The organism is Chitinophaga sp. 9-1-y (genome assembly GCF_059511905.2).
Genome location: NZ_CM197955.1, coordinates 3605386 through 3626535 on the forward strand (window position 1 = coordinate 3605386; position 21150 = coordinate 3626535).

Consider the following 21150-nt stretch of genomic DNA (forward strand, 5'->3'; position numbering starts at 1 on the left):
CCCCAAACAATTCCAATACCGTGGCAGCCGGCTTGGTGGCCACTGTATACCCAACATCTCTTTTATAGCAGCTTCCGGCATGAAAAATACTTTGGCCCCCAGGCTCCGGTCAGCAACAAAATTATCAAGCTCCCCAATAAGATATCACTACCTGATATTCGTACTTTTGCGGTATGAAAACGATTAGTATACTGACAGGAAAAAATGATGTTACGCTGAAAGGTATTGAAGAACGTGACCTTACAGACATGGCGATACTCGCCAACGATCCCGCTGTAGCGGCCAATCTTCGTGACAGCTTCCCATCACCTTACTCATTGAAAGATGCGGAAACTTTTCTTGCACTGATCCGCGAAGACAAACTGGATCATGTATGGGGGATTTACGTAAAAGGTAAAATTGCTGGTGTGATCACCCTCACCCCGCAAACAGATATTTACCGTCACTCCGCTGAAATCGGCTACTGGCTTGGCGCGCCCTTTCATGGCAAAGGTATTATGACAGAAGCCGTGTCATTGCTTACGGCCTATGCTTTCCGGGAATTGCCTATCCGGCGTATCTATGCAGGCGTGTTCGCTTATAATGAAGCGTCTAAAAATGTGTTGTTGAAAAGCGGATTTCACCAGGAAGCGGTAAAAGTAAATGCCATTATTAAAAATGGCATTTTACATGATGAACATCTCATGGTGATCATGAATATCTAAATAATATTAATGTTCTGAACACTTAATTCATGAAACGCACCTATCCATACCTTGCCGTGCTGGCTATTATCGCTGCTTTTACCGCATATGAAGAATTAAGTTTCCGGCGCTACCTGTTTCACAAACACGTGGATATTATTGCGGGATGTTTGCCAAATTTTCTGGCAGCGCTTCTGCTCATATTTGCAGTGGTTATTGTTAAGAAGCAATACACCAATGGCGCAGCATTAAAGACTTGTATAGGGATTGTAAGCGGATTGATACTTTATGAAATAGTACAGATATGGATGCCGGGCAGGGTATTCGACAGCTATGATATGATTGCTTCCATAGCTGGTGGGGCGTGTGCTTACGGCATCTTATGCGGTATTCATAAAGCGGTGGCTTAAAAATTTTCCATAATGGGTACCTGGCTCAGGGCCGGGTACTCATATGGCTTATATCAAATCCCATGTCGTACAAATAGTCAATACCGTTTTGGATGTCCATGGTGTTAGTGCCTGTCCACCCTCTTTTAATGGCTTCCATAATTAATCCTCTTATGAACAGCGGCCGGTGAATTGAAAAGAGCGCCGTTTCATTGGTGAAACGATTTACAAGATCAACTCCCCCATTCAGCGGGTGACCATACAAAGTATCACAGTAGGTTACAAAATGTATGATCAGGGGTCTGCTCTTATGTCTATTTAAAAATATCCTGATAATGATCGTCGTGGAACGTGTCTCATGTTCGTACTCCTCCCCAGTCGTATAGATATATAGGTTATCTTCTATTGTAATTCTCCGAAGTGGATTTTTCATGCTATAACTAATGTGCTAAGATCAAATATTAACGTCCTTTCACCAAATCTAATGCCTCTATATTGCTACAATAGCCAAATATAAGCATACTTACCTCATGTCATCCCCTTTCCCCCTGGTCTTTTAAACAAAGTATATTCGGACGTTTAAGCAAAGTGCCTTACCGGGGAGCGGTTTACTTTTGTTTCAACAATTAAAATTGAAACAAATGAAACAACACAATTATCAAGGCGCACTGCAGCAGCCACTGTTATCCGGCTTTAATGCCAGGTCTACTTCTCTTGATGTGATGAAAGACATTGACCTGACCGGAAAAATTGCCATTGTAACCGGGGGGAATACCGGCATTGGCCTGGAAACCACTAAAAGACTTGCCGATGCAGGAGCTACCGTTATTGTTCCGGCAAGAGACACTGAAAAAGCAAAGACCAACCTGGCCGGCATCCCTAATGTAGAACTGGAAGCAATGGACTTAATGGACCCGGTATCCATAGATGCATTCGCGCAAAAATTCATGGCCACAGGCCGGCCATTGCACCTGTTAATTAACAATGCCGGCATTATGTGGGTCCCTTTACGCCGGGATAGCCGCGGCATAGAATCTCAACTGGCCACCAATTACCTGGCACAATTTCAACTAACTGCCAGGTTATGGCCGGCGCTCAAACTGGCCAATGGCGCCAGGGTGGTGAATGTTTCTTCACAGGGACATCAATTTGCACCTTTTCATTTTGAAGATCCGAATTTTTTACATCGGGACTATGAAACGCTACAGGGTTATGGTCAATCCAAAACAGCGGTGAATCTCTTTTCAATGGAGCTGGATCAGCTTGCGAAAGCATTTAACGTCAGGGCCTATGCCGTACACCCCGGCGCTATCCACGGAACAGAACTTGGCAGAGAAGCATCCCTGGCGTTGTTCCAACAAATGGGGTTCTGTGATGCAGCGGGTAATCTTTTACCGGAAGTAATACAATCCTTAAAAACGATTCCCCAGGGCGCGGCAACTACCCTTTGGTGCGCTACCAGTCCAATGCTCAATAACATCGGGGGCGTGTATTGTGAAGATGTTGACATCGCACCATTACATCACGGAAACACACCCGGGACTGGTGTAAATGAGTACTCACTGGATGAAGCCAATGCCAAACGGCTATGGGCTTTTAGTGAAGCTATCACCCGACTCTCCTTTCAATTCTAATAAATAAACAAACAACAACATGAAACGCTTTAACAATAAAATAGCCGTTATCACCGGTGGCAACAGCGGCATTGGATACGCCACTGCCCAACAATTACAGGAAGAAGGGGCAACCGTTATCATCACCGGCAGAAGAAAAGAGGCCGTGGAAAAAGCTGCCGCAGAACTACAGGTTACGGGACTCACAGCAGACCAGGGTAACTTATCCGATATCGATCAGCTGGTGGCCACGGTTGCAGCGCAATTTGGTAAAATAGATATATTGCTGGTCAACGCAGGCATCACCCGGTTTGCTCCCATAGCCTCCATCAGTGAAGATATTTTTGATGACATCATGAATGTAAATTTCAAAGGCGCCTATTTTACCCTGAGCAGGTTCATTCCAATACTGAAGGAAGGTGCAGCGGTGATATTGTTATCCTCTACTTCTGCTACCATCTCTCCTCAAACAGCCTCGGTATATGCGGCCAGTAAAGCGGCACTGAATGCGGTGACAAAAATAGCCGCGCTCGAGCTGGCGGTACATAAAATTCGCGTCAACGCGGTGAGCCCCGGCCCCGTTGCAACAAGCATCATGCATAAAATCGGACTGACAGATGCCATGGAAGAACAATTGGTGCATAGTATCCCATTAGCCAGGTTAGGCCTACCAAATGAAGTAGCAGATATGATTACCTACCTGGCCAGCGATCATGCGTCTTTTATCACCGGCGCCAATTTCCTGGTTGATGGCGGACAATCCATATGAATACGACCATTAAAAACCGCTATTTTTGTATGACTTACTTCTTTTATAAAAATCTTATAAAATATAGTGCAATGGACTATCAGGCAAAATATATAACAGACGATATAAAACTTTCCTCGTACGAGGATAAGTTTTTTAAATCAGATGTCGTCTTCGATGTCCATATGCTGGTCTGGTTCATTTCCGGTGAAACGAAGATTGTACAGGCTGATGCAACTTACTATTTCAAAAAGGGGGATATTTTTTTAATTCCCCGGAACCAACTGGCTACGATTATCAACTATCCGAAAAACGGAGAGCCACATAAAACCGTGGTGATGCATCTTTCTACCGACCGGTTAAGAGATTATTATGCAAAACTGGATGTGAAACCCAAACCAGCAGCAACGCCCAAAATCCTGTGTTATAAAAATCATCCTTTGCTGGAAAGTTGCCTGGCATCCCTGATCCCTTATTTTGATATGAAGGATCTTCCGGAAGATATTGCTTCCCTCAAAATAACAGAAGCTATCAGTATTCTCAGGGCTATTGATAAGGAAATTGATAACTCGCTGGCTAATTTCGAAGAGCCTGGAAAAATTGATCTGGCCAGTTATATGTCGAAGAATTTCGTATTCAACCTCTCACTGGAAAAATTTGGCTATCTCACAGGCCGCAGCCTGACCACCTTTAAGAGAGATTTCCAGAAAGCCTTCCAGGTAACGCCACAACGCTGGTTAACACAAAAAAGACTGGAACTGGCACACTACCAATTTGTAGAAAAGAAAGCGAAACCAATTGATGTTTGCTACGAAGTGGGGTTTGAAAATCTATCACACTTTTCCTTTGCGTTCAAAAAACAATTTGGATATACGCCCACAGAACTATTAAAACAACAGGATATCAGCGGTTGTTAATAGCAGGTGAAAAGGTCCCCGGCGCCGGGGTATACTTCCCGCCCTGCACAACAAGGTTAAATTTAAAAAAATCAAAAGGGCCATGGCGCCACTTCTTCGTATACAACGCATTCATATATACAGCACTACTCTCCGCATTTCTAGGAATTTCCATTTTTATTTATTTAAATTGCTGTAGTAAAATTGCCACGTTTTGAATACTATCGCTGCTTTGAAACAGGGTAACCTTTTGGTATTTAATGAAGTCTACTACTCCTGGCACAAAAGGGTTTACTATTTTATTCTGCAGAAAACCAAATCATCCTTCCTCGCCGAAGAGGTGACACAGCTTACTTTTATCAAATGCTGGAACCACCGGGAAAATCTCGCGGACGAACTCGATATCCAGCTACAGTTATTCCGCATTGCCCGCACCACCCTGATCGACTTACTCCGCAAGGAAACCGTCTACAAAGAAAAAGTGATCCATGTAATAGACAGGTACACCCTGCCGGTAGATGAGCTATGGGGGAAACTGGCAGAAAAAGAATTGCAGGCAAAACTGGCGGACGCACTGAAAGAAATGCCTCCCATGCGCCGCAAGGTATTTGAAATGAGCCGTTTTAAAGGCATGAGCTACCAGCAAATTGCCCACGAACTTTCCTTGTCGTCCAGAACGGTGGAAACACATATTTTCCAGGCCCTGAAGCAGCTAAAACATTATCTGGGATTCCTGATCTCGCTCCTGGCATGGTTTGGCCGGTTTTAAAATATTTTTTGCATCCAACTACGTAGTTAGCGCTTTACAAACGTATTACTTATCTATCAGCCGTATACAATATGATAAATGATGAATTACTGAAACGGTTTTTCAGCAATAGATGCACACCGGAAGAAGCCCGTGAGGTTGGCAATTACCTGCAGGAACATCCTGAACTGGCAGAAAAATACCTGCCGGTGGAGGAATTCCTGCAACAAGCTGAAGATAGCAACTTCCCGGAAACCGTTTCACAGCAATGGCTGCGAAATATTCATCGGCAAACAATACCCGGTAACAAGCAGCGGCTATGGGTAAAACGACTGGCCATTGCAGCTGTCACTACCGGCGTACTCATAGGTGGCTCCCTGTTCCTCGTTCGCCGCGATCGCCCCAAAATGGCGGGCAACCCGGTAATGGTAGTGGCTATTCCACCAGAACAGCAACAGCTGACCGTCAACAACGGCGATAAAGCCATGACGATAGTATTACCGGATGGATCTGTGGTACAACTACAGCCGGCAGCCTCTATGATCTATTACAAAACATTCAAAACAAACCGTAATATATACCTGACAGGAGAAGCGGATTTTACTGTAGCCGCCGACAAATCACCCTTTACCGTTCATAGCAGCGAGTTAACAACCACTGCACTGGGCACCTTTTTTCATGTGAAAGCCATCCCCGGAGAAGATATGATTACCGTAAGACTCAACAACGGAAAAGTATTGGTACAGGGAGCCGTCAATACCACCAAAGTCATCAGCGACGTAGTACTCACACCGGGTAAAGAACTCAGGTACTACCGTAAAACAGGCAAAGCTGTGGTCGCCGACTTCAATACTTCAGCCGCAAATGTGTTGGTAAAAGCCGGCAACAACGGTGTCGGTTATACGAAACCGGACTGGTATAAATTTAATAATCAACCAATGTCACAGGTATTGGAACAGCTGAGTAATTACTATGGTATAAGTATCTATTACTATCCTTCCGATGTAATGGAGATTTATTTCGATGGAAAATTTGAAAAGACAGACTCGCTGGAAAAGATCCTGACCGATTTAACGCTTCCTAATAATCTGAAGCTGATCCGAAATGACAGCGGATTTATTATTAAGAAGAAATAATTCACCCATATAGTTCTATTCCACCAGTGACGCCAAAGGCGTCGGGGGCTTGCTATGCCCTGTACTTTAAAAACACGTTCCAGTTATGAAGATGTTCTATCGACCAAAATGGCGCCGCCTGGCCCTGCTGCTAGTCATGCTGATAACAGGCATATCAATGGCCTCCCGGGCGCAAAACCGCATGCAGGTGACCGGCACCGTGCGCACAGATCAGGGTGAACTACTCCCCAATGCCTCTGTGGTAGCACTCAATGAAAAAACAAAGTATACTGCCGGCGTAATGACCGACAGTAATGGCGTATTCCGTTTCTCCGGATTACCCCAGGAAGGAAAATACACTTTCAATGTTTCGTATGTTGGCTTTGAGCCCCGGCAACTGAACAACATATCCCTGAAACCAGGCGCTACACTCACCTTCTCCGTGCGCCTCGTTAAAACAGTATCGTCGCTGAATGACATCGTTGTCATTGGCTATGGCACTGCCCGCAAGAAAGATGTAGTGGGTGCTTTCAATGTCGTCAATGTAAAAGAAGCCGGCGCCGTTAATGCCACCAACCCTTCCCAATTGCTTATCGGCAAGGCCGCTGGTGTACAGGTACTACAAAGCAGCGGCGTGGTTGGTGCCGATGCCCAGATCATTATCCGGGGCACGGGTAGCTTTACCGACATTAATCCCCTGTATGTGGTGGACGGCATACAGGGTACCAAAAACCTTTTCAATACCCTGAGTCCACAGGATATTGAAAGTATCACCGTGTTAAAAGACGCCTCTTCTACCGCCATCTATGGATCCGCAGCAGCCAATGGTGTGGTAATCATCACCACCAAAAAAGGGAAGACCGGACCTCCCCGCGTCAGCTTTACTTCTCAATGGGGTATCGCTAAAGCGTGGAAACAATTACACCTGCTTAACACCGATCAATATGTAGAGGCCCTGAAAGACCTGGCGGCTACCAAGAATACCGTGTTGCCAGCCAAATTCAATACCCCCGGCGGTTTAAAAGACAGCACCAACTGGCAGGATGCGATTTTCCGCAACGCCCTGGTATCTGAAAATGACCTGAACCTCAGCGGCGGCGGCGAACGGGTAAACTATAGCATATCTGCCACCTACATCGATCAACAAGCTATCTTAACCGACGCCACCAACAAAAGGTTTCAGGCGCGCGTAGGACTGGAAGAAACAATAGGCCGCTTTCGGTTTACACAAAACATTATTGTGCGCCAATATGTAGGCAAAGGCAACTATGCCAACATCCTCAATGCGATCCAATACGCCCCCTATAAACCCGTGCTGGATCCATCTATCCAGGGAGGCTATTCTATCGTTTCCAATATCGATGACTACAGCAATGCCGTAAATCCGTTGCAGGAAATTGCGATGAAAAGTCAGACCGCCAAATCACTGGCTTTCTTTCCGCAACTATCCGGCGAAGTACGCATCATCGATGGCTTAAAATTCCGTTCGCAATTTGCCGCAGAAGTAAATTCCAACCGGACCAGCAGTTACGCGAAACAATACCAGGCCTCTAACTTCCTGAACCAGGCACGCCAGTCGATGCTTGTTTTTTCAGAAAACTCTTACTACATGCTGGAGAATTACCTCTCGTACGATAAACTATTCGGCAAACACCAATTGGCATTGATCGCCGGACAAAGTTATATTGATCCGGGACGTACCAACGGCTCTTCTATCAGGGGTACCGGTCAGCCTAATGATAATCTCCCGGATGTGGTAGTAGCCTCCTCCCAGTCAGTAACCAATACTTATTCCAATTATGCACGTCCGTCTGTGATTTCTTATTACGGCCGCCTGAACTATACCTATGATGATAAATATATCCTGACCACCAGTTACCGCAGAGATGGCGCTTCCAACTTCGGCCCTAATAACCGCTATGGTAATTTCGCCGCCGGTGGCTTATCCTGGCGCTTTTCAGAAGAAAACTTTATAAAAAACAAGATCCCTGTTTTATCTGATGGTAAACTGAGTGCCAGCTGGGGACAAACCGGTAATAACAATATTCCCAACTTCCTGAATACCGCTAAAACCTACCAGGGCACGCCCGGTGGCGCACTCGTATATTCCCTGGGCAGTACAGAAACCTTTGTTTCCGGTACCACCTTAACTACCTTAAGCAACCCTGATTTAAAATGGGAGCAAACCACGCAAACAGATATCGGCATCGACCTGGCTTTCCTGAATAACCGCCTTACCGTGGAAGCCGATTGGTACAACCGCAAAAGTACCGGCTTGCTGGTAACTACTTTGCTACCTGCCAGTATCGGCGTGAGTCCTACCGGTACGCAGCCCAAGAAAACCGTGAATGCAGCAGATGCACGAAACAAAGGCTTTGAGCTGACCCTCGGATTCAGGGATAAAATCAACCAGAACTTCAGCTTCAACATCAGCGTGAACGGATCTGTCAACCACAACGAAGTATTATCATTAGGCGACCAGTTTTCTGCGCCTATACAGGCGGGTGCTTTCACCCCTGTGCCTACTACTACCTATACTGCCGCCGGCTATGCCATTGGCTCTTTCTACGGTTACCGCATGGATCATGTAGCGAAAGATGCGGATGAAATCACCGCACTCAATGACGCTGCTGCGAAGAAAACAGGCAAGCCAAATACAAAATACCAGGAAGGTTTGTTACCCGGAGATTTTATCTATAAAGATATTAATGGCGATGGCGTTGTGAATGAAAAAGACCAGGAAATATTAGGTAATGCCATCCCTAAATATGTGTACGGTATCAATGCCGGCATCACGTATAAAAATTTTGACCTGAACCTGGTATTATCAGGGATTAGCGGTACTAAGCTTTTCAATGGCCTGAAATTAAATACCAGCTTCATGTCTACCGGACATAATGCTACCACCGATATCCTGGACAGATGGCGTAAGCCCGGTGATGTAGCGGCTTTACCCAGGATAGGTCAGAATGTAACCGGCAACGGAAACCTCCGCCCCTCCGACTGGTGGTTGGAAGACGGCAGCTACCTCCGTTTGCGCAACATCACCATTGGATACAATGCCCCCGCAGCGATGCTAAGTACCATGACCAAAGGCACCCTTAAATCCCTGCGCGTTTATGTGGCAGCACAAAACTTACTGACCCTCACGCATTACACCGGTTACGATCCGGAAATAGCGGGCGACTACATTTTTGCACGCGGTATTGACCAGGGCCAAGTACCACAGCCCAGAACTTTCATGGCCGGTATTCAATTAGGGTTTTAATTTTTAAACGTGATTTTATGAAGAAGTATATACGTCAACTACTGCTAATAACCAGTCTGATAGCCATTTCCACCGGATGTAAGAAATCCCGTCTTGACCTGGTAGACCAGAGCGCTTACGCATATGATACCTATTTCACTAACATCTCTGCGCTGAATCAGGCTACCGTCGCCAGTTACGCTACCCTCCTGCACCCGGGATTATGGGCCAGGGAGTACTATTTTATTTTTGATCTCATGGGCCATGAAGCCAAGCGTGCGAGCTTTTTGCTGGGCCCCGAACAGGAACTGGGTGATTATACTTTCGGCACCAACAACTCAGACCTGGGCAGTTTATGGGGCTCTCTTTACCGGATGATTTTCAGGTGCAACCTGGTGATAGACCGGGCCGCTGCCTGGAATCCTGCTGCCACAGCAGATCGCGCGAAACTGAATCAATACCTGGCCGAAGTGAAGTTCCTTCGGGCATATGCCTACTTTCACCTGGTTACGTTATGGGGAGATGTACCACTGTATATCGATTATCAAACCACCCTTCACAACAACTATTTATCACGCAGCGCTGCCGCGGATGTATGGAAGCAGGTAGAGAAAGATCTGACGGAAGCCGAAGCTACCGCAGAACTACCTACCGTATACCCTGCTGCAGAACTGGGCCGGGCCACCAAGGGTGCCGTGACAGCATTGCTCGGCAAAGCATATTTATACCAGAAAAAATGGGCACTGGCACAGACTTCCTTTGAAAAACTGATGGGTGCACCTTATGCTTACAAACTGGATCCTTCTTTCGACAATGTTTTCAGTACTACCAATCAGAGCACACCGGAAAACATTTTCCAGATCATGGACCAGCAATGGACAGATTGGGGTATTGGTTCGCCTTACTATATGTTTGGCAACGGTGCAGAACAGGTAGGTAAACAAACCCATACAGGCCGCGCAATGGAATATGGCTGGAACGATTGGAAAAACGTATACATCAGCAATGCGGCGGTGAAAGCTTTTACTTATCCCAGTCCTGTTGATGGACAACCCTACACAGATCCCCGCGCCCAATCTACCTTCTATGGCACCGCTGCCTCCGGAGGAGAAACCATGTACTGCCAGCAATGCGCTACGGGTGCAAAACCTTATCCCTTTGATGCCACCGACCCTCAGGGCGATTATCGCTGGAAGAAATATGAATATTATAACCTGGTAGAAAAATATGGCGATCCTAAAAGCCCGATCAACGGACAGGTCATCCGCCTCGCCGATGTGATGCTGATGCTGGCGGAAGCACATATCCAGCAAGGTAATACAGGCGATGCACCGCTGGCACTGATCGATAGTGTACGCTCCCGTTCTCATGCCGCGCTCTATACCTCCCTGGGCGATAAAGATAATGCGATGAAAATATTAATGCGTGAACGGCAGCTGGAATTATGCGGTGAGCAATGCCGGTATTTCGACCTGCTGAGATGGGGAATTATCAAACAAACCATCAATGCAGAAAAAGCCGCAGAACCCGGCACCGGCACACAACCATTCCAGGACAAAAATCTATTGCTTCCTATACCTGATGTAGAGAAAAACTATAATCCTAACGTTGCCAAAGACATTAAAAATGGCTGGAACTAACCCCCTCTTTAAAAAAGCAGGACTGCTGCTGGCCATAATTTTTTACGCAGGTACTACGTAAGCGGATGCAAAGCTGCCACAACTGTTTTCCGATAACATAAAGCATGAAAGCCCGCGATAGTCGCGGGCTTTCTCACAATAGTATCATCTGGTCTGTTTAATTCCAGTTGTCAATCTTGATATCAATAGGATCAGGTTGTCCTTTTCCTGTTTCTACCAGTGACTTGAGGCTCAGCAGGAATATAGCCCATTTAGTACTGCAGTGATGCATGAACTCTACAGGTTCTGCCCAATTCAGGTGTTTAAATAGTAAGATCACATACTCACCCTCCTGCTTCAGTTCAAAATTAATGGTGGTGCCGATCCATTCTTCAGGCCCCTCTACTACTTCCCACTCAACTTCCCTGGGCGCATCAAGCTTCTTTACTTTCATATTGAAACCTCCCTTTGCGCCATTTTCGCCAAACCGGAATGTAACGATATCATCCACCTGGCTACCTTCTCCTTTAGTGTTGGTTGTCCACCAGCCTGCAAGACCTTTTTGTGTGGTCAGGGTGCGGTATACCTCATCCATAGATGAAGTCAGAATTCCTACCCGATGCAAGATATTTGCCATAACTAATTATTTTTTTCAAAAGTACTGGCTTATATAACGTTTTACCCGGTGTGCAATGGACAATCTCAAGGGGTAATCTGGACAATCTGTCCCAGGTGCTCAACGATGGTTGTGCAACATAGAAGACGAAGCGATATCAATATCCGCATATTGCCACGCTTTGTCAAATGCCAACTTCGTTTTTTGTGCCTCCGCGTTTTTGTGCTGCGCGATCAGCGATTTATACAGTCCCATCAAAGCCCATCCATTCTTTCTCCAGGTCTGTAAGTCCTTATGGTAAGCGCTTTCCGCTTCGCGATATTTGCCTGCATCCAGCAGCACCGCGCCCAGGTGATGCCTGACAGAAAAGAACCAATCAGGTGGTTCGTTATAATTCAGCTTATCTTCCATCGCCACGGCCTCCTGTAACAAAGCAATGGCGGCGTCAGTTTGCTGTTGTTGTGCGGCCACCTCCGCAGATAATACTTTCACTGCAATTTGCACAAGATCGGCGGTGGTGTTGATATTCCAGATAGTGAGGTGCCTAAGTGCCGTGTCTGCCGCCAATGTTTTCAGTATGCCCAGTTCTTTTTCTGCGGCGCCCGTTTGATGTTTTCCCAGCAACGCCATCCCCCTTGCGTATCGCCAAATAGCCTGCGGATATACGAGGTCTTCTGCAGGTAAAGGAATTGCCAGAATGGTATCCCACATGCCCAATTTCACGGCAATGTAATACGGTATGCTATAGTAGTGTTGTAAGGTGCCCCATTCAGGTAATCGCATAATATCTGCTGCGGTATGCCCCTGCAGCTCCTTTGCGGCCTTCCATGCCAATGCAGAATCCCCTTCCAGCGTAGCGGCGGCGGCCAGGAAATGGTAATTATGCGGCGCATATCCAAGCGGATACGCCCCTTGCGCATGACAGGCGACTGCATAGCTACTGTCTACCTCCACCGCGCGTAAGTTTGCCACAGCCGCCAGGTGATAATCGCCGGTATTGATATAAATATGTGATGGCATGTGCCGTAAATGCCCGGCTCCAGGCACCAACGTATCCAGCAACCGCGCACTTGCCCATCCCTTCTCAGGTGCAGCAGAGGCCTCTACCGCATGGATATAGTAATGATGAGCGCCGGGATGTGTTGGATTCATTTTGACCAGGTGTTCGAGCACTGTTAGCAACTCTGGTGTCCAGGCACGGGGTTGCTTTGTTTTCATATCATACAGGTCCCAGGGATGGAGATCCATCAATGCTTCTGCATACAAGGCGCCAATGTCAGGATCCGTGGCATATTGATCGTACACTTTCTTCATCGCCGCAGCAAAGGCAATATCCAGCGGCTTTCTGTCTGCTGGTGCCGGCATTGCATAACGAACTGCCAATGCATTGATCAACGCTTTTTCCTTTTGGGTACAGGGAGTACTTAACGATTTTGCTTTTACTACCGCATCATAAGCCCGCTGGAAATTATCTTCTTCCATACCAGCATTGTAATTAGGCCCCAACACATAAGCATATCCCCAGTATGCCATGGCACAGGAAGTATCCAGCCGGGTGGCTTCGTAAAAAGACCTCGCCGCCTCCGCATGATTAAAGCCATACATCAGCATCATTCCCTGGTTAAAATATTCCTGCGCCTCCTTATTGCTGGTAGAAACGGGGAAGTTAATCCCCTTCAGGCCCGGTAACCTGGGCGCCTTTTTACCTGAGGCATACCAGGCTTTATCCGTTGTTCTGGCAACGTAACAACGAAGATCGGGAGACTTCTTTGAAGTGGTCTTTGTTTCCCCTGTTCTGGCGTTATTATTACATGCCAGCAGGAGTAAAATTGAGATAAATGACAGGTAGTTTGTTTTCATCAGTAGCTTATTTGATTGATTATTATTCAATAAGCTCTGCATTTTTTTAAGCGTGTTAGTACAGCATAGGAATAGCGTAGATAGCCCTTCTGCTAATTTACGAAATCCATATTAAAAAGGAAGGAAAGGTTACCCTACTCGCTAAAGTATCCGCTCAACAGAAAATAACCACCGCCAATCACCAGTAAATCCACTGCTACCGCCATCAGGCTTAGGGACCACCCGAATAGCTTCCAGTAGCTAAGATGTTTTACTATATGTGGATTGCTAGGCATGAATATAAAATTTCTTGTTTCACCAATCTTCCATTTTGAGAAGGATGTCCCCGTTGAATGGCTATACGTAATCTTTTCCTGCCGGCTGGTATGGATATCAAAAACAGGATAATAATACGTTCCATCCTCATCTGTTTTTTCATCCAGTTGAACCACCTTTCCTACCACCCGTTCTCCCTCTTTTAAAAAGCGCAGGGTCTTCCTCAGACTACTTACAGCAGCAACTAACAGCAAGCTACCAGCGATAATAAAAATGGAGCAGGTAATCATCTTTTTAGATTTTTATATTAACGGATTAGTTTCGCCTGTCCACCTCGTGAGCGGATGCAGGATAAAATAACCACCGCCTATAATCAATAAAGGAATGGCGATGGCCATCAATACAATCGTCCAGCTGAAAAGCCAGAAATATCCTATCATCCTTACTAATTCCGGATTTTCGGGATCATACAGAAACGTGGCCTGCTCTCCCACCTTCCATTCCGGAGGGGAACTGGCCGCGGGGAGATGATAAATGACCGGGGAATTGTCTTTTACTTTTATTTCAAACACCGGCGAATAGGCGCCGTCACTTTCTTCCATGGAAATAACGGTGCCAATAGCGCGCTCGCTTTTCCCGATGAAATCAATGGACTGTTTCAACAAGGTTAATGAGATCACCAATAAAATGAGACCGGCTAACAAATACAGCTTATACCACATAGGTTGTGTTGAATTACCCGATTAATTTGGCAGCAGGTAAATCCGGTACAAGATAATAACAATCTCTTATTCTGCTTTCAAACTTTTCACCGGGTTGGCAACCGCCGCTTTTACGGCCTGGTAGCTCACAGTCAGCCAGGCAATCACTTCTGACAGGAGAATGGTTAATAAGAATATTCCGGCTCCAATGCTGATCCTGTATGCAAAATGTTGCAGCCAATGATGCATTAAATAATAAGCCAGTGGCGCCGCAATTAAAAATGCTATCCCAATCAGTATCGTAAATTCTTTGGAGATTAAATAGAGGATATTGACTACGGAGGCTCCCAATACTTTCCTGATGCCTACTTCTTTGGTACGTCGTATTACCATGAAAGTAACAAAGCCATACAAGCCAAGGCAGGAAATAAATATAGCGATGCCCGCAAATATTTTATACAGTTGCGACAGCTGACTTTCCTGCTCATAAAAACTGGCAATCTTATCATCCAAAAATTCGTACTCAAAGATAAAATCCGGGTATGCTTTAGTCCAAATCCTCTCTATACTCGCTAAGGCTTCTTTCGTGCGTTGTGGTTGTATCTTTATATTTATTAACCGGTATACCGTTTTGAAAGAAGCCAGTACAATAGGTGTCATCTCCGTTTTCAGTGAGTTACCGTTAAAATTCTTTACTACACCAACAATGGGCGCCACCATATTGCCATCCCAAAAATTTATCTTTTTGCCGATAATATCTTCCGGCCTGCTAAATCCCAGTTTTTTCATCATCATTTCATTGATCACAAACCCATTTACGGTATCGGCAGGGCCATATGGCCTTCCTCCAATGAACTGGATGTTATATGTTTTAAAGTAGTCTGCATCGGCCCATTTAAACTCTGTTTTGAAGCCTGATTTTTTTGTAGCGTTATCGAATTTAAAATCACCGTCCCACCCTGCCTTATCTATTGGGCTAAACGCGCTTAAACTTACCTTCTCAATGCCTGCCTGTTGCAATAGTTCCAGTTTTAATACATCCATTTTAGACTTGGGTGAGGACGTATCGTTTGCCATTGGGACTGTAACGATGGCCTCTTTATCAAAACCCATGGGGGCGTGATGGAAAAAGTTCATCTGGCTGACTACTATTAATGTCCCCATTATCAACGCCTGCGCGGTAGCAAACTGAAAAACAACCAACACTTTCCTCACAGCAACCCCTCCCAGGGTATTGCTGGTAAGTTTACTTTTAAGCGCTGTGATAGGATTAAAGCCTGATAACACCGTGGCAGGATAAACACCTGATAATAACGTAACAACAATAAGCAGGCTACCTAAAAATACGATCAAAGGAAAACTGAATTGTATTCTCAACGGGGTTTGCAACAAATCATTCAAAAATGGTAGTACCAGGAATGCCAGTAATATTGCCATCATAACGGCCGCAATGACAATGAGGAACGTTTCACTCAGGAACTGTATCACCAATTGCCTCTTAGTACTACCCAATACCTTCCTGATGCCTACTTCTTTTGAACGGCTTACTGATTGTGCGGTAGCCAGGTTAATAAAATTTATGCAGGCAACCAGTAAAAGGAACAGGCCAATTAAGCTTAATGCAGTAACCAATTCTTTACTGAAAGTGCTACGTGTGTAAGTACCAAACTCTCCCTCATAGTGTATTTCACTCAGTGGCTGTAGTTTATAACCCTGGTTCGCGTATTCAGTAGGGCTATGTTTTTTTACAAAATTGCTAAGTTCATTGTTGAACTGTGACGCAGGAATATTTTTGGGAAGTACAACGAAGGTATTTAAGGACCCATCCAGGCCGGCCCAATCCGTTAAAATATCTTCATGACTTACGTTTTTAAAAGCAAACACCACTTGCAGGGGAAAGTCAGTATTAGCAGGCATATCTTTCAGAATACCTGTTATCTTACAAAGCTGCCCTTCCTGTTGAATGAATTGGCCTACGGCTGCATGCCAGTCTCCAAAATATTTATTGGCCGTTGCCTGTGTAAGCACCGCAGTATTGGGTGCTGACAAAGCCGTTTTGGGGTTTCCTTCCAGGAAGGGAAAATTAAATATTTCAAAAAATTCAGGCTCGGCAAAGAATACATTCTCTTTAAATTTTTTTGGCGGTACATTCCTGCTATCATTAGGCAAAGTGATCTGCCTGTTCTCCCGGCCATATATGCGGGCCACCCGTTCCAGTTGCGGATAATCCAGTCGCAAGGCATCCGCTACCGGAAAGGCACTGGCCTTCGAATAATTCATTCCTTCCGGCGTTTTTACCGCCGATACTATTCTATAAATACGCGCATTATCTTGATGAAAATTATCAAAACTGGTTTCATATTGAATCAGTAAAAAGATAAGCAGACAAGCCGCAATACCCACTGCCAAACCAATGGTATTAATGGCGACATAGGATTTATTACCCCGTAAATTTTGCCATGCGGTTTTGAAATAGTTTTTCAACATGATAAGCGAAATATTAAGTTGAGCAAGAATGATGGGGCTAGGCGCCCAAGAAAAATGCCACTTAGCCATTCAAATAAAAACCAATATACTACGCATATATTTTAATAAAAAAGTGTACGCTTTTGATACAGTCACTGTCCACCAATAAACATACCCGGAGTTATCCAATAAAAAAAGGAACAAGTCTTTACAGACCTGCTCCCTTTTGAAACGGGCTAAGCACTCATTCCTTATTCGCCGGCCGACAGGCTCCCCACCATACGATACACCACTTTATCCAGTACTACCTTTTCGGTGGTAACCGTAAACTGCAGATAGGCATAGATGGGCGTATCCTGGTTGCCGGCAGACTTTATCTTCAGGGGAACGTAATAGGAATTACCGAAGTGAATGCCGTTTGTATTCAGATAGTTGTAGGTACTTGTGTTCACCGCCCGCGTAGCATAAAACAGGGCACCGCTGGAGGATGGATAGTTAAAAACCGCTGCAGATATTTCCGCCCCGGATTGCATCGTGAGCAGATAAGCTGAATTGACGCCGATGGGAAAAGTCCCGGTATTTGTATTGATGGTAACAGTGCAATGCCGTGTTTCGAAGCCATTCGCGGTAGTATTGTTATTATTAATATCGAGGTTCAGCGTTTGGTTGTTAACGGTGAGTGCAACTGACTTGCTGCTCCCCACCGGTATTTCAGCATGAACAGCGGTTACAGATGGATTTGTTGCCATCAGGCCTTCGATGGGAGATTCTTTTGAGCAGGATACCAACAATATCACACAAAGGCTGATGAGGATGGATATGTTCTTTTTCATGGCGAATGAATTGTTGTAAGAATATTTTTAAAATAACCGGCCCTGGCGAATGATTTTGATACTGTAAGCATCTACATTTTTCCTTTCCAGTGTAGATGGATGCTGCAGGTCACCAGGAATGTACGTTTTCGGTGTATAAGACAGATCAAGCAGGAAGGAGCTATAGATATATACCTGTAAATTTACCATCAACACCGGGTTCACCGCATCTGTGAAAAAAGATGGTTTATCATAAAATACGGCCGGTCGCAGATAGGTTTCTTTACCCGTTAATTTATCGATCCAGCGCAACATACATCCACCACCATAAACCAGCCGTGTGAATTTCATGGTGCCTTCCCGTACATCATCGGTGGCGGTATTATCACGTGCATCTGCGTCGAATTTAAAGGTGCCATCGTTTTTGAACCATCCCCCTTCTGCAAATACGCTGAACTTTGAATGCTTTTTCAATGCCAATTGCAGTACACCTGTTCCGCCATAACTCGCATAACCACCACTGGTACCGGAAGCAAAGGCGCTGATCGCGATATTCAGCTGTGGTTTCAGGTAGAAGGAAATGGCGCGATTGTTCAAAACACCAATATTAAACCCGGTGTTGATGGTAAACAAATTACGCTCCTCTATGTACGACTTACCATTACCATTGCTTAATATCGGCGAATGATCATACCCCAGCCCTAACAAGAACTTGGCGGCGAAACCTTTGCTGCTATAGCCATCCTTCAGCAGCGCCATAAACCCCGCAGTGGATACTGCCGCTGTAGTATAAATCGCATTCTCTTTTTGGTCTGTGTCATGGGCTTCGGCGACCCTTACTTCGCGGTCGGCTGTCTTCTTAGCCTCCATGGCCATGTTATACTTCGCCTGTGCGGCCGCTTTATCATTCACATCACTGGTTCCATTCATGGCTGCCTGGTAGGTATTCATTGCCTGGGCGTAGTATTTATGCTTCATTGCCTCATCCCCTTTTTGCATCAGCGAGTTAAAGGCATTTTTTTCCCGGTCCTTCACTGTTTTCTCTGCGGCCGCTTTGGCGTTGACTTTGTCCAGGTAACTTTCAAGGTAGGCGATGTTGTCTTTTTTCTTTTGTAGTGTCAGTGCCGGCGCGTCTGTAGGATTTCCGTCCCAGGCCTTCACATTGGCATCTGGTGTTATCGTCCTGATTTCGTTGATCAGGCTGATTTCCCTGCGGGACAATTCATTGATATCCCCGGAAAGGTCCGTTTGTTTTTGGGAATTGACTGCGTTTGCCGGTGAATGTTCGGTTATGCCCCTGAGATAAGAGATAGCCGCATTCACCTCGCTTAGCTTATACTCATCAGATTCCCGGCTGTTCAATACCTTCACGGTATTTTCGTAATTGCTGGTTTTTGTAACGGATTCCGGTATCTGGGCTAATAGCTGGTTATATGCTGCAATGGCGTCCCGCAGGTTATCAAATTCTCCGGGTCTGAGTGGTTTTTTGCCGCCATCGGCATCATCACAATTAACCGGCTTATTGGACTGTGCATTCCGCAGCGCTGTTATGCGAAGCTTTTTAATAATCTTTTCGCTCATCTTATGAACAAATTCGATCGTTTCGCCAGGCTTGTTAGTATGTTGATCTCCAAAATGCACTTTCCCGTTTTCATCTGCCAATTCAAAGACATAAGTCACCGGTACCCGGAATTTAGAGCGCACCTGTATGTATACGTGCACCTGGTAATTCCAGTCGTATCCTTCCAGTACCTTAGTTCTGTATTCGAGGTAGCTGCAAATCTCAGCAGTCCATTCACTCCAAACCGGTACCTTTTTTTCTACCACTGTTGGTGGCGGAGGATAAAAACACCCTGATGTAAGCGATGACAAGCTTTTGTCCAGTGCGCCTACCAACACCGCTTGTTGCCTGGCGGCAAAGGTGGCTTCCTCTGTGCTTTTAGCGCCGGCCGCCATTCCATACTTCTTTTCTCCCTTTTCATTCCGTCCTTCAACAATGGCATAACATCCAGGCCCATTATTGCTCATATGCCATACCGGGTATTTACCTCCCTTGTTTCTACAATCCAGGTAGGCCCTATTGTCTCTCGCGCCATCTGTATTATCGGTTCCGACTGCCCAACCGATCTCTCCGTTTTCGCTACAGATATAAACACTTAACTGGGCCCTGCAATTTAAAGTAGTGATTGCAAACAGTGCGGTGATAATTAAAAAACGTTTCATTTGTCAGAATTTAGGGTAAATAAGTGCCTGTGGGAAGCAGCGGTGTCTTCCTGGCAATTGAAGCGGTAATTCTTTTTAATTTGATGTTCTCCGGAGTGGAAGTTTCTTACTTCAGCAGGTTAGGTTGCTGCGGTTGGAGGATTTGGTTACGGTCATTTCATTGCTTTTATTTTGGTACGGAATGGACAATCTACCTGTCGCATCTGACAGGTAAAACCGGAATAAATATTCGTTATTTCCAGGCTATTCCTATGTACGTGCTCTGCCACAAATGTATGCAGAAAGGCCGCACCGGCATATCGCTAGTACTAGGTATTTTCAATACAGGGGTTAACAGGCAGACTATACCCAGGCTTCGCGGATAGCCATTCTTACCAGTTCTATGGGCGTTTTAATGTCTACTTTTGAAAGCATATTCTTGCGATGGGTATTTACCGTATGGAGGCTGATAAAAAGTTCATCAGCAATTTCCTTGCTACTTTTACCTTCTACGATGCCCTTCAGGATTTCACGTTCTCTTTTAGTGAATGGCGTTAAGGCTTGTGTGATCACATTTTCATGCTGAATGTTATAATAAGAAGGCTCGTTGTCCAGTCCGATCAACGAGAAGCAGGGAACCCCTTCCGGCTTGATGTGTGTGATGTCTGTATGCAGACTCAGTGTGCGGTAATAATTTTTTTCATCATAATCGATCTGAACAGCCTGGTGCAGGATACGCACGTATTGGTTGTTTTTTGCCCGAAGCCGCATGTCGTATTGTACTTTATATTTACTGACCTTTTCAAATGGAAGTGCTTTAAAGAACTCAACCACCTGGTATTCGAAATTGAGGAAATAAGGCTTATCCTCCGGGTGAATGCTATCCATGATAAAAGCGATACTCACTTCGTCTGGCTGATAGCCAAGGACCTGGAAAACATTCGGGTCAACGAAATCCAGTTCACTTTTATACATATTGAAGATGATGTAATAATAGTTGCCTGCCTGAAATACGCTAAACAATCGTTTGTGCGCTTCCAACTGGAGCTGCAACTGAGAGTTGGGGAAGCCTGTGTCACTGTCTGTAACCGTTTTCCAGAATTTCCTGGCGGTAAGATAGTATTCTGATTGATCTTTAGACATCTGGTTGATTTAGGAATGGTCCGCGAATAGTTATAGG

General features: G+C 45.4%; 18 protein-coding genes. 9 read left to right on the plus strand and 9 right to left on the minus strand.

From position 1 onward, the window contains the following. The first annotated feature begins 173 nt into the window (after positions 1 to 173). From AC5ZC7_RS14305 to AC5ZC7_RS14325, 5 genes are all read left to right on the plus strand, one after another. Positions 174 to 704, plus strand: coding sequence for a GNAT family N-acetyltransferase (locus AC5ZC7_RS14305; RefSeq protein ID WP_496162433.1), 531 nt, complete (start codon positions 174 to 176; stop codon positions 702 to 704). A gap of 29 nt (positions 705 to 733) precedes the next feature. Beyond that, complete coding sequence (locus AC5ZC7_RS14310; protein WP_496162432.1) at positions 734 to 1093, plus strand: VanZ family protein; 360 nt, start codon at positions 734 to 736, stop codon at positions 1091 to 1093. A 620-nt stretch (positions 1094 to 1713) separates the two neighbouring features. Continuing rightward, positions 1714 to 2706 carry an SDR family NAD(P)-dependent oxidoreductase gene (locus tag AC5ZC7_RS14315; RefSeq protein ID WP_496162431.1) on the plus strand — a complete coding sequence of 331 codons (993 nt, stop codon included), beginning with the start codon at positions 1714 to 1716 and terminating at the stop codon, positions 2704 to 2706. 19 nt (positions 2707 to 2725) lie between these two features. Next, complete coding sequence (locus AC5ZC7_RS14320) at positions 2726 to 3454, plus strand: glucose 1-dehydrogenase (protein WP_496162430.1); 729 nt, start codon at positions 2726 to 2728, stop codon at positions 3452 to 3454. Positions 3455 to 3525: 71 nt separating this feature from the next. Next, positions 3526 to 4350 carry a helix-turn-helix domain-containing protein gene (locus AC5ZC7_RS14325; protein WP_496162429.1) on the plus strand — a complete coding sequence of 275 codons (825 nt, stop codon included), beginning with the start codon at positions 3526 to 3528 and terminating at the stop codon, positions 4348 to 4350. Here AC5ZC7_RS14325 and AC5ZC7_RS14330 read toward each other — a convergent pair. Beyond that, positions 4337 to 4504 (minus strand): hypothetical protein, encoded by a 168-nt coding sequence (locus AC5ZC7_RS14330; RefSeq protein WP_496162428.1) that lies wholly within the window; start codon positions 4502 to 4504, stop codon positions 4337 to 4339. The genes AC5ZC7_RS14325 and AC5ZC7_RS14330 overlap by 14 nt on opposite strands. 39 nt (positions 4505 to 4543) lie before the next feature. Between AC5ZC7_RS14330 and AC5ZC7_RS14335 the strand changes: the two genes are divergently transcribed. The 4 genes from AC5ZC7_RS14335 (at position 4544) to AC5ZC7_RS14350 (ending at position 11079) form a co-directional block, all read left to right on the plus strand. Then, positions 4544 to 5098: a sigma-70 family RNA polymerase sigma factor gene (locus AC5ZC7_RS14335; protein WP_496162427.1), complete on the plus strand. Its 555-nt coding sequence runs from the start codon at positions 4544 to 4546 to the stop codon at positions 5096 to 5098. A 71-nt stretch (positions 5099 to 5169) separates the two neighbouring features. Further along, on the plus strand, positions 5170 to 6213 hold the full coding sequence (locus AC5ZC7_RS14340) for a FecR domain-containing protein (protein ID WP_496162426.1): 1044 nt from the start codon (positions 5170 to 5172) through the stop codon (positions 6211 to 6213). 85 nt (positions 6214 to 6298) lie between these two features. Next, entirely contained in the window at positions 6299 to 9460 is a 3162-nt protein-coding gene (locus AC5ZC7_RS14345) for a SusC/RagA family TonB-linked outer membrane protein (protein WP_496162425.1), read from the plus strand. Positions 9461 to 9477: 17 nt separating this feature from the next. Further along, a complete protein-coding gene (locus tag AC5ZC7_RS14350; protein WP_496162424.1) occupies positions 9478 to 11079 on the plus strand; it encodes a RagB/SusD family nutrient uptake outer membrane protein in 1602 nt (533 codons plus the stop codon). Between the two features lie 157 nt (positions 11080 to 11236). Here the strand turns inward: AC5ZC7_RS14350 and AC5ZC7_RS14355 are convergent, their stop codons facing one another. The 8 genes from AC5ZC7_RS14355 to AC5ZC7_RS14390 form a co-directional block, all read right to left on the minus strand. Then, positions 11237 to 11695 carry an SRPBCC domain-containing protein gene (locus AC5ZC7_RS14355; protein ID WP_496162423.1) on the minus strand — a complete coding sequence of 153 codons (459 nt, stop codon included), beginning with the start codon at positions 11693 to 11695 and terminating at the stop codon, positions 11237 to 11239. 99 nt (positions 11696 to 11794) lie between these two features. Further along, on the minus strand, positions 11795 to 13534 hold the full coding sequence (locus tag AC5ZC7_RS14360; RefSeq protein WP_496162422.1) for a hypothetical protein: 1740 nt from the start codon (positions 13532 to 13534) through the stop codon (positions 11795 to 11797). A 134-nt stretch (positions 13535 to 13668) separates the two neighbouring features. Beyond that, a complete protein-coding gene (locus AC5ZC7_RS14365) occupies positions 13669 to 14079 on the minus strand; it encodes a DUF3592 domain-containing protein (protein ID WP_496162421.1) in 411 nt (136 codons plus the stop codon). A gap of 12 nt (positions 14080 to 14091) precedes the next feature. Continuing rightward, a complete protein-coding gene (locus tag AC5ZC7_RS14370) occupies positions 14092 to 14511 on the minus strand; it encodes a DUF3592 domain-containing protein (protein ID WP_496162420.1) in 420 nt (139 codons plus the stop codon). Between the two features lie 66 nt (positions 14512 to 14577). Further along, the gene (locus AC5ZC7_RS14375) at positions 14578 to 16977 is read right to left on the minus strand and encodes an ABC transporter permease (RefSeq protein WP_496162419.1); all 2400 of its coding nucleotides are present in this window, start codon (positions 16975 to 16977) and stop codon (positions 14578 to 14580) included. A 230-nt stretch (positions 16978 to 17207) separates the two neighbouring features. Next, entirely contained in the window at positions 17208 to 17789 is a 582-nt protein-coding gene (locus AC5ZC7_RS14380; protein WP_496162418.1) for a hypothetical protein, read from the minus strand. A gap of 27 nt (positions 17790 to 17816) precedes the next feature. Beyond that, entirely contained in the window at positions 17817 to 19991 is a 2175-nt protein-coding gene (locus tag AC5ZC7_RS14385; protein WP_496162417.1) for a hypothetical protein, read from the minus strand. Positions 19992 to 20333: 342 nt separating this feature from the next. After that, a complete protein-coding gene (locus tag AC5ZC7_RS14390; RefSeq protein ID WP_496162416.1) occupies positions 20334 to 21113 on the minus strand; it encodes a LuxR C-terminal-related transcriptional regulator in 780 nt (259 codons plus the stop codon). Between the last annotated feature and the right edge of the window lie 37 nt (positions 21114 to 21150).

Bases quoted from the DNA above. Each gene is read 5' to 3' on its own strand.
- AC5ZC7_RS14305 (WP_496162433.1), top strand. From the start codon at position 174: ATGAAAACGATTAGTATACTGACAGGAAAAAATGATGTTACGCTGAAA.
- AC5ZC7_RS14310 (WP_496162432.1), top strand. From the start codon at position 734: ATGAAACGCACCTATCCATACCTTGCCGTGCTGGCTATTATCGCTGCT.
- AC5ZC7_RS14315 (WP_496162431.1), top strand. From the start codon at position 1,714: ATGAAACAACACAATTATCAAGGCGCACTGCAGCAGCCACTGTTATCC.
- AC5ZC7_RS14320 (WP_496162430.1), top strand. From the start codon at position 2,726: ATGAAACGCTTTAACAATAAAATAGCCGTTATCACCGGTGGCAACAGC.
- AC5ZC7_RS14325 (WP_496162429.1), top strand. From the start codon at position 3,526: ATGGACTATCAGGCAAAATATATAACAGACGATATAAAACTTTCCTCG.
- AC5ZC7_RS14330 (WP_496162428.1), bottom strand. From the start codon at position 4,504: ATGGAAATTCCTAGAAATGCGGAGAGTAGTGCTGTATATATGAATGCG.
- AC5ZC7_RS14340 (WP_496162426.1), top strand. From the start codon at position 5,170: ATGATAAATGATGAATTACTGAAACGGTTTTTCAGCAATAGATGCACA.
- AC5ZC7_RS14345 (WP_496162425.1), top strand. From the start codon at position 6,299: ATGAAGATGTTCTATCGACCAAAATGGCGCCGCCTGGCCCTGCTGCTA.
- AC5ZC7_RS14350 (WP_496162424.1), top strand. From the start codon at position 9,478: ATGAAGAAGTATATACGTCAACTACTGCTAATAACCAGTCTGATAGCC.
- AC5ZC7_RS14355 (WP_496162423.1), bottom strand. From the start codon at position 11,695: ATGGCAAATATCTTGCATCGGGTAGGAATTCTGACTTCATCTATGGAT.
- AC5ZC7_RS14360 (WP_496162422.1), bottom strand. From the start codon at position 13,534: ATGAAAACAAACTACCTGTCATTTATCTCAATTTTACTCCTGCTGGCA.
- AC5ZC7_RS14365 (WP_496162421.1), bottom strand. From the start codon at position 14,079: ATGATTACCTGCTCCATTTTTATTATCGCTGGTAGCTTGCTGTTAGTT.
- AC5ZC7_RS14370 (WP_496162420.1), bottom strand. From the start codon at position 14,511: ATGTGGTATAAGCTGTATTTGTTAGCCGGTCTCATTTTATTGGTGATC.
- AC5ZC7_RS14375 (WP_496162419.1), bottom strand. From the start codon at position 16,977: ATGTTGAAAAACTATTTCAAAACCGCATGGCAAAATTTACGGGGTAAT.
- AC5ZC7_RS14380 (WP_496162418.1), bottom strand. From the start codon at position 17,789: ATGAAAAAGAACATATCCATCCTCATCAGCCTTTGTGTGATATTGTTG.
- AC5ZC7_RS14385 (WP_496162417.1), bottom strand. From the start codon at position 19,991: ATGAAACGTTTTTTAATTATCACCGCACTGTTTGCAATCACTACTTTA.
- AC5ZC7_RS14390 (WP_496162416.1), bottom strand. From the start codon at position 21,113: ATGTCTAAAGATCAATCAGAATACTATCTTACCGCCAGGAAATTCTGG.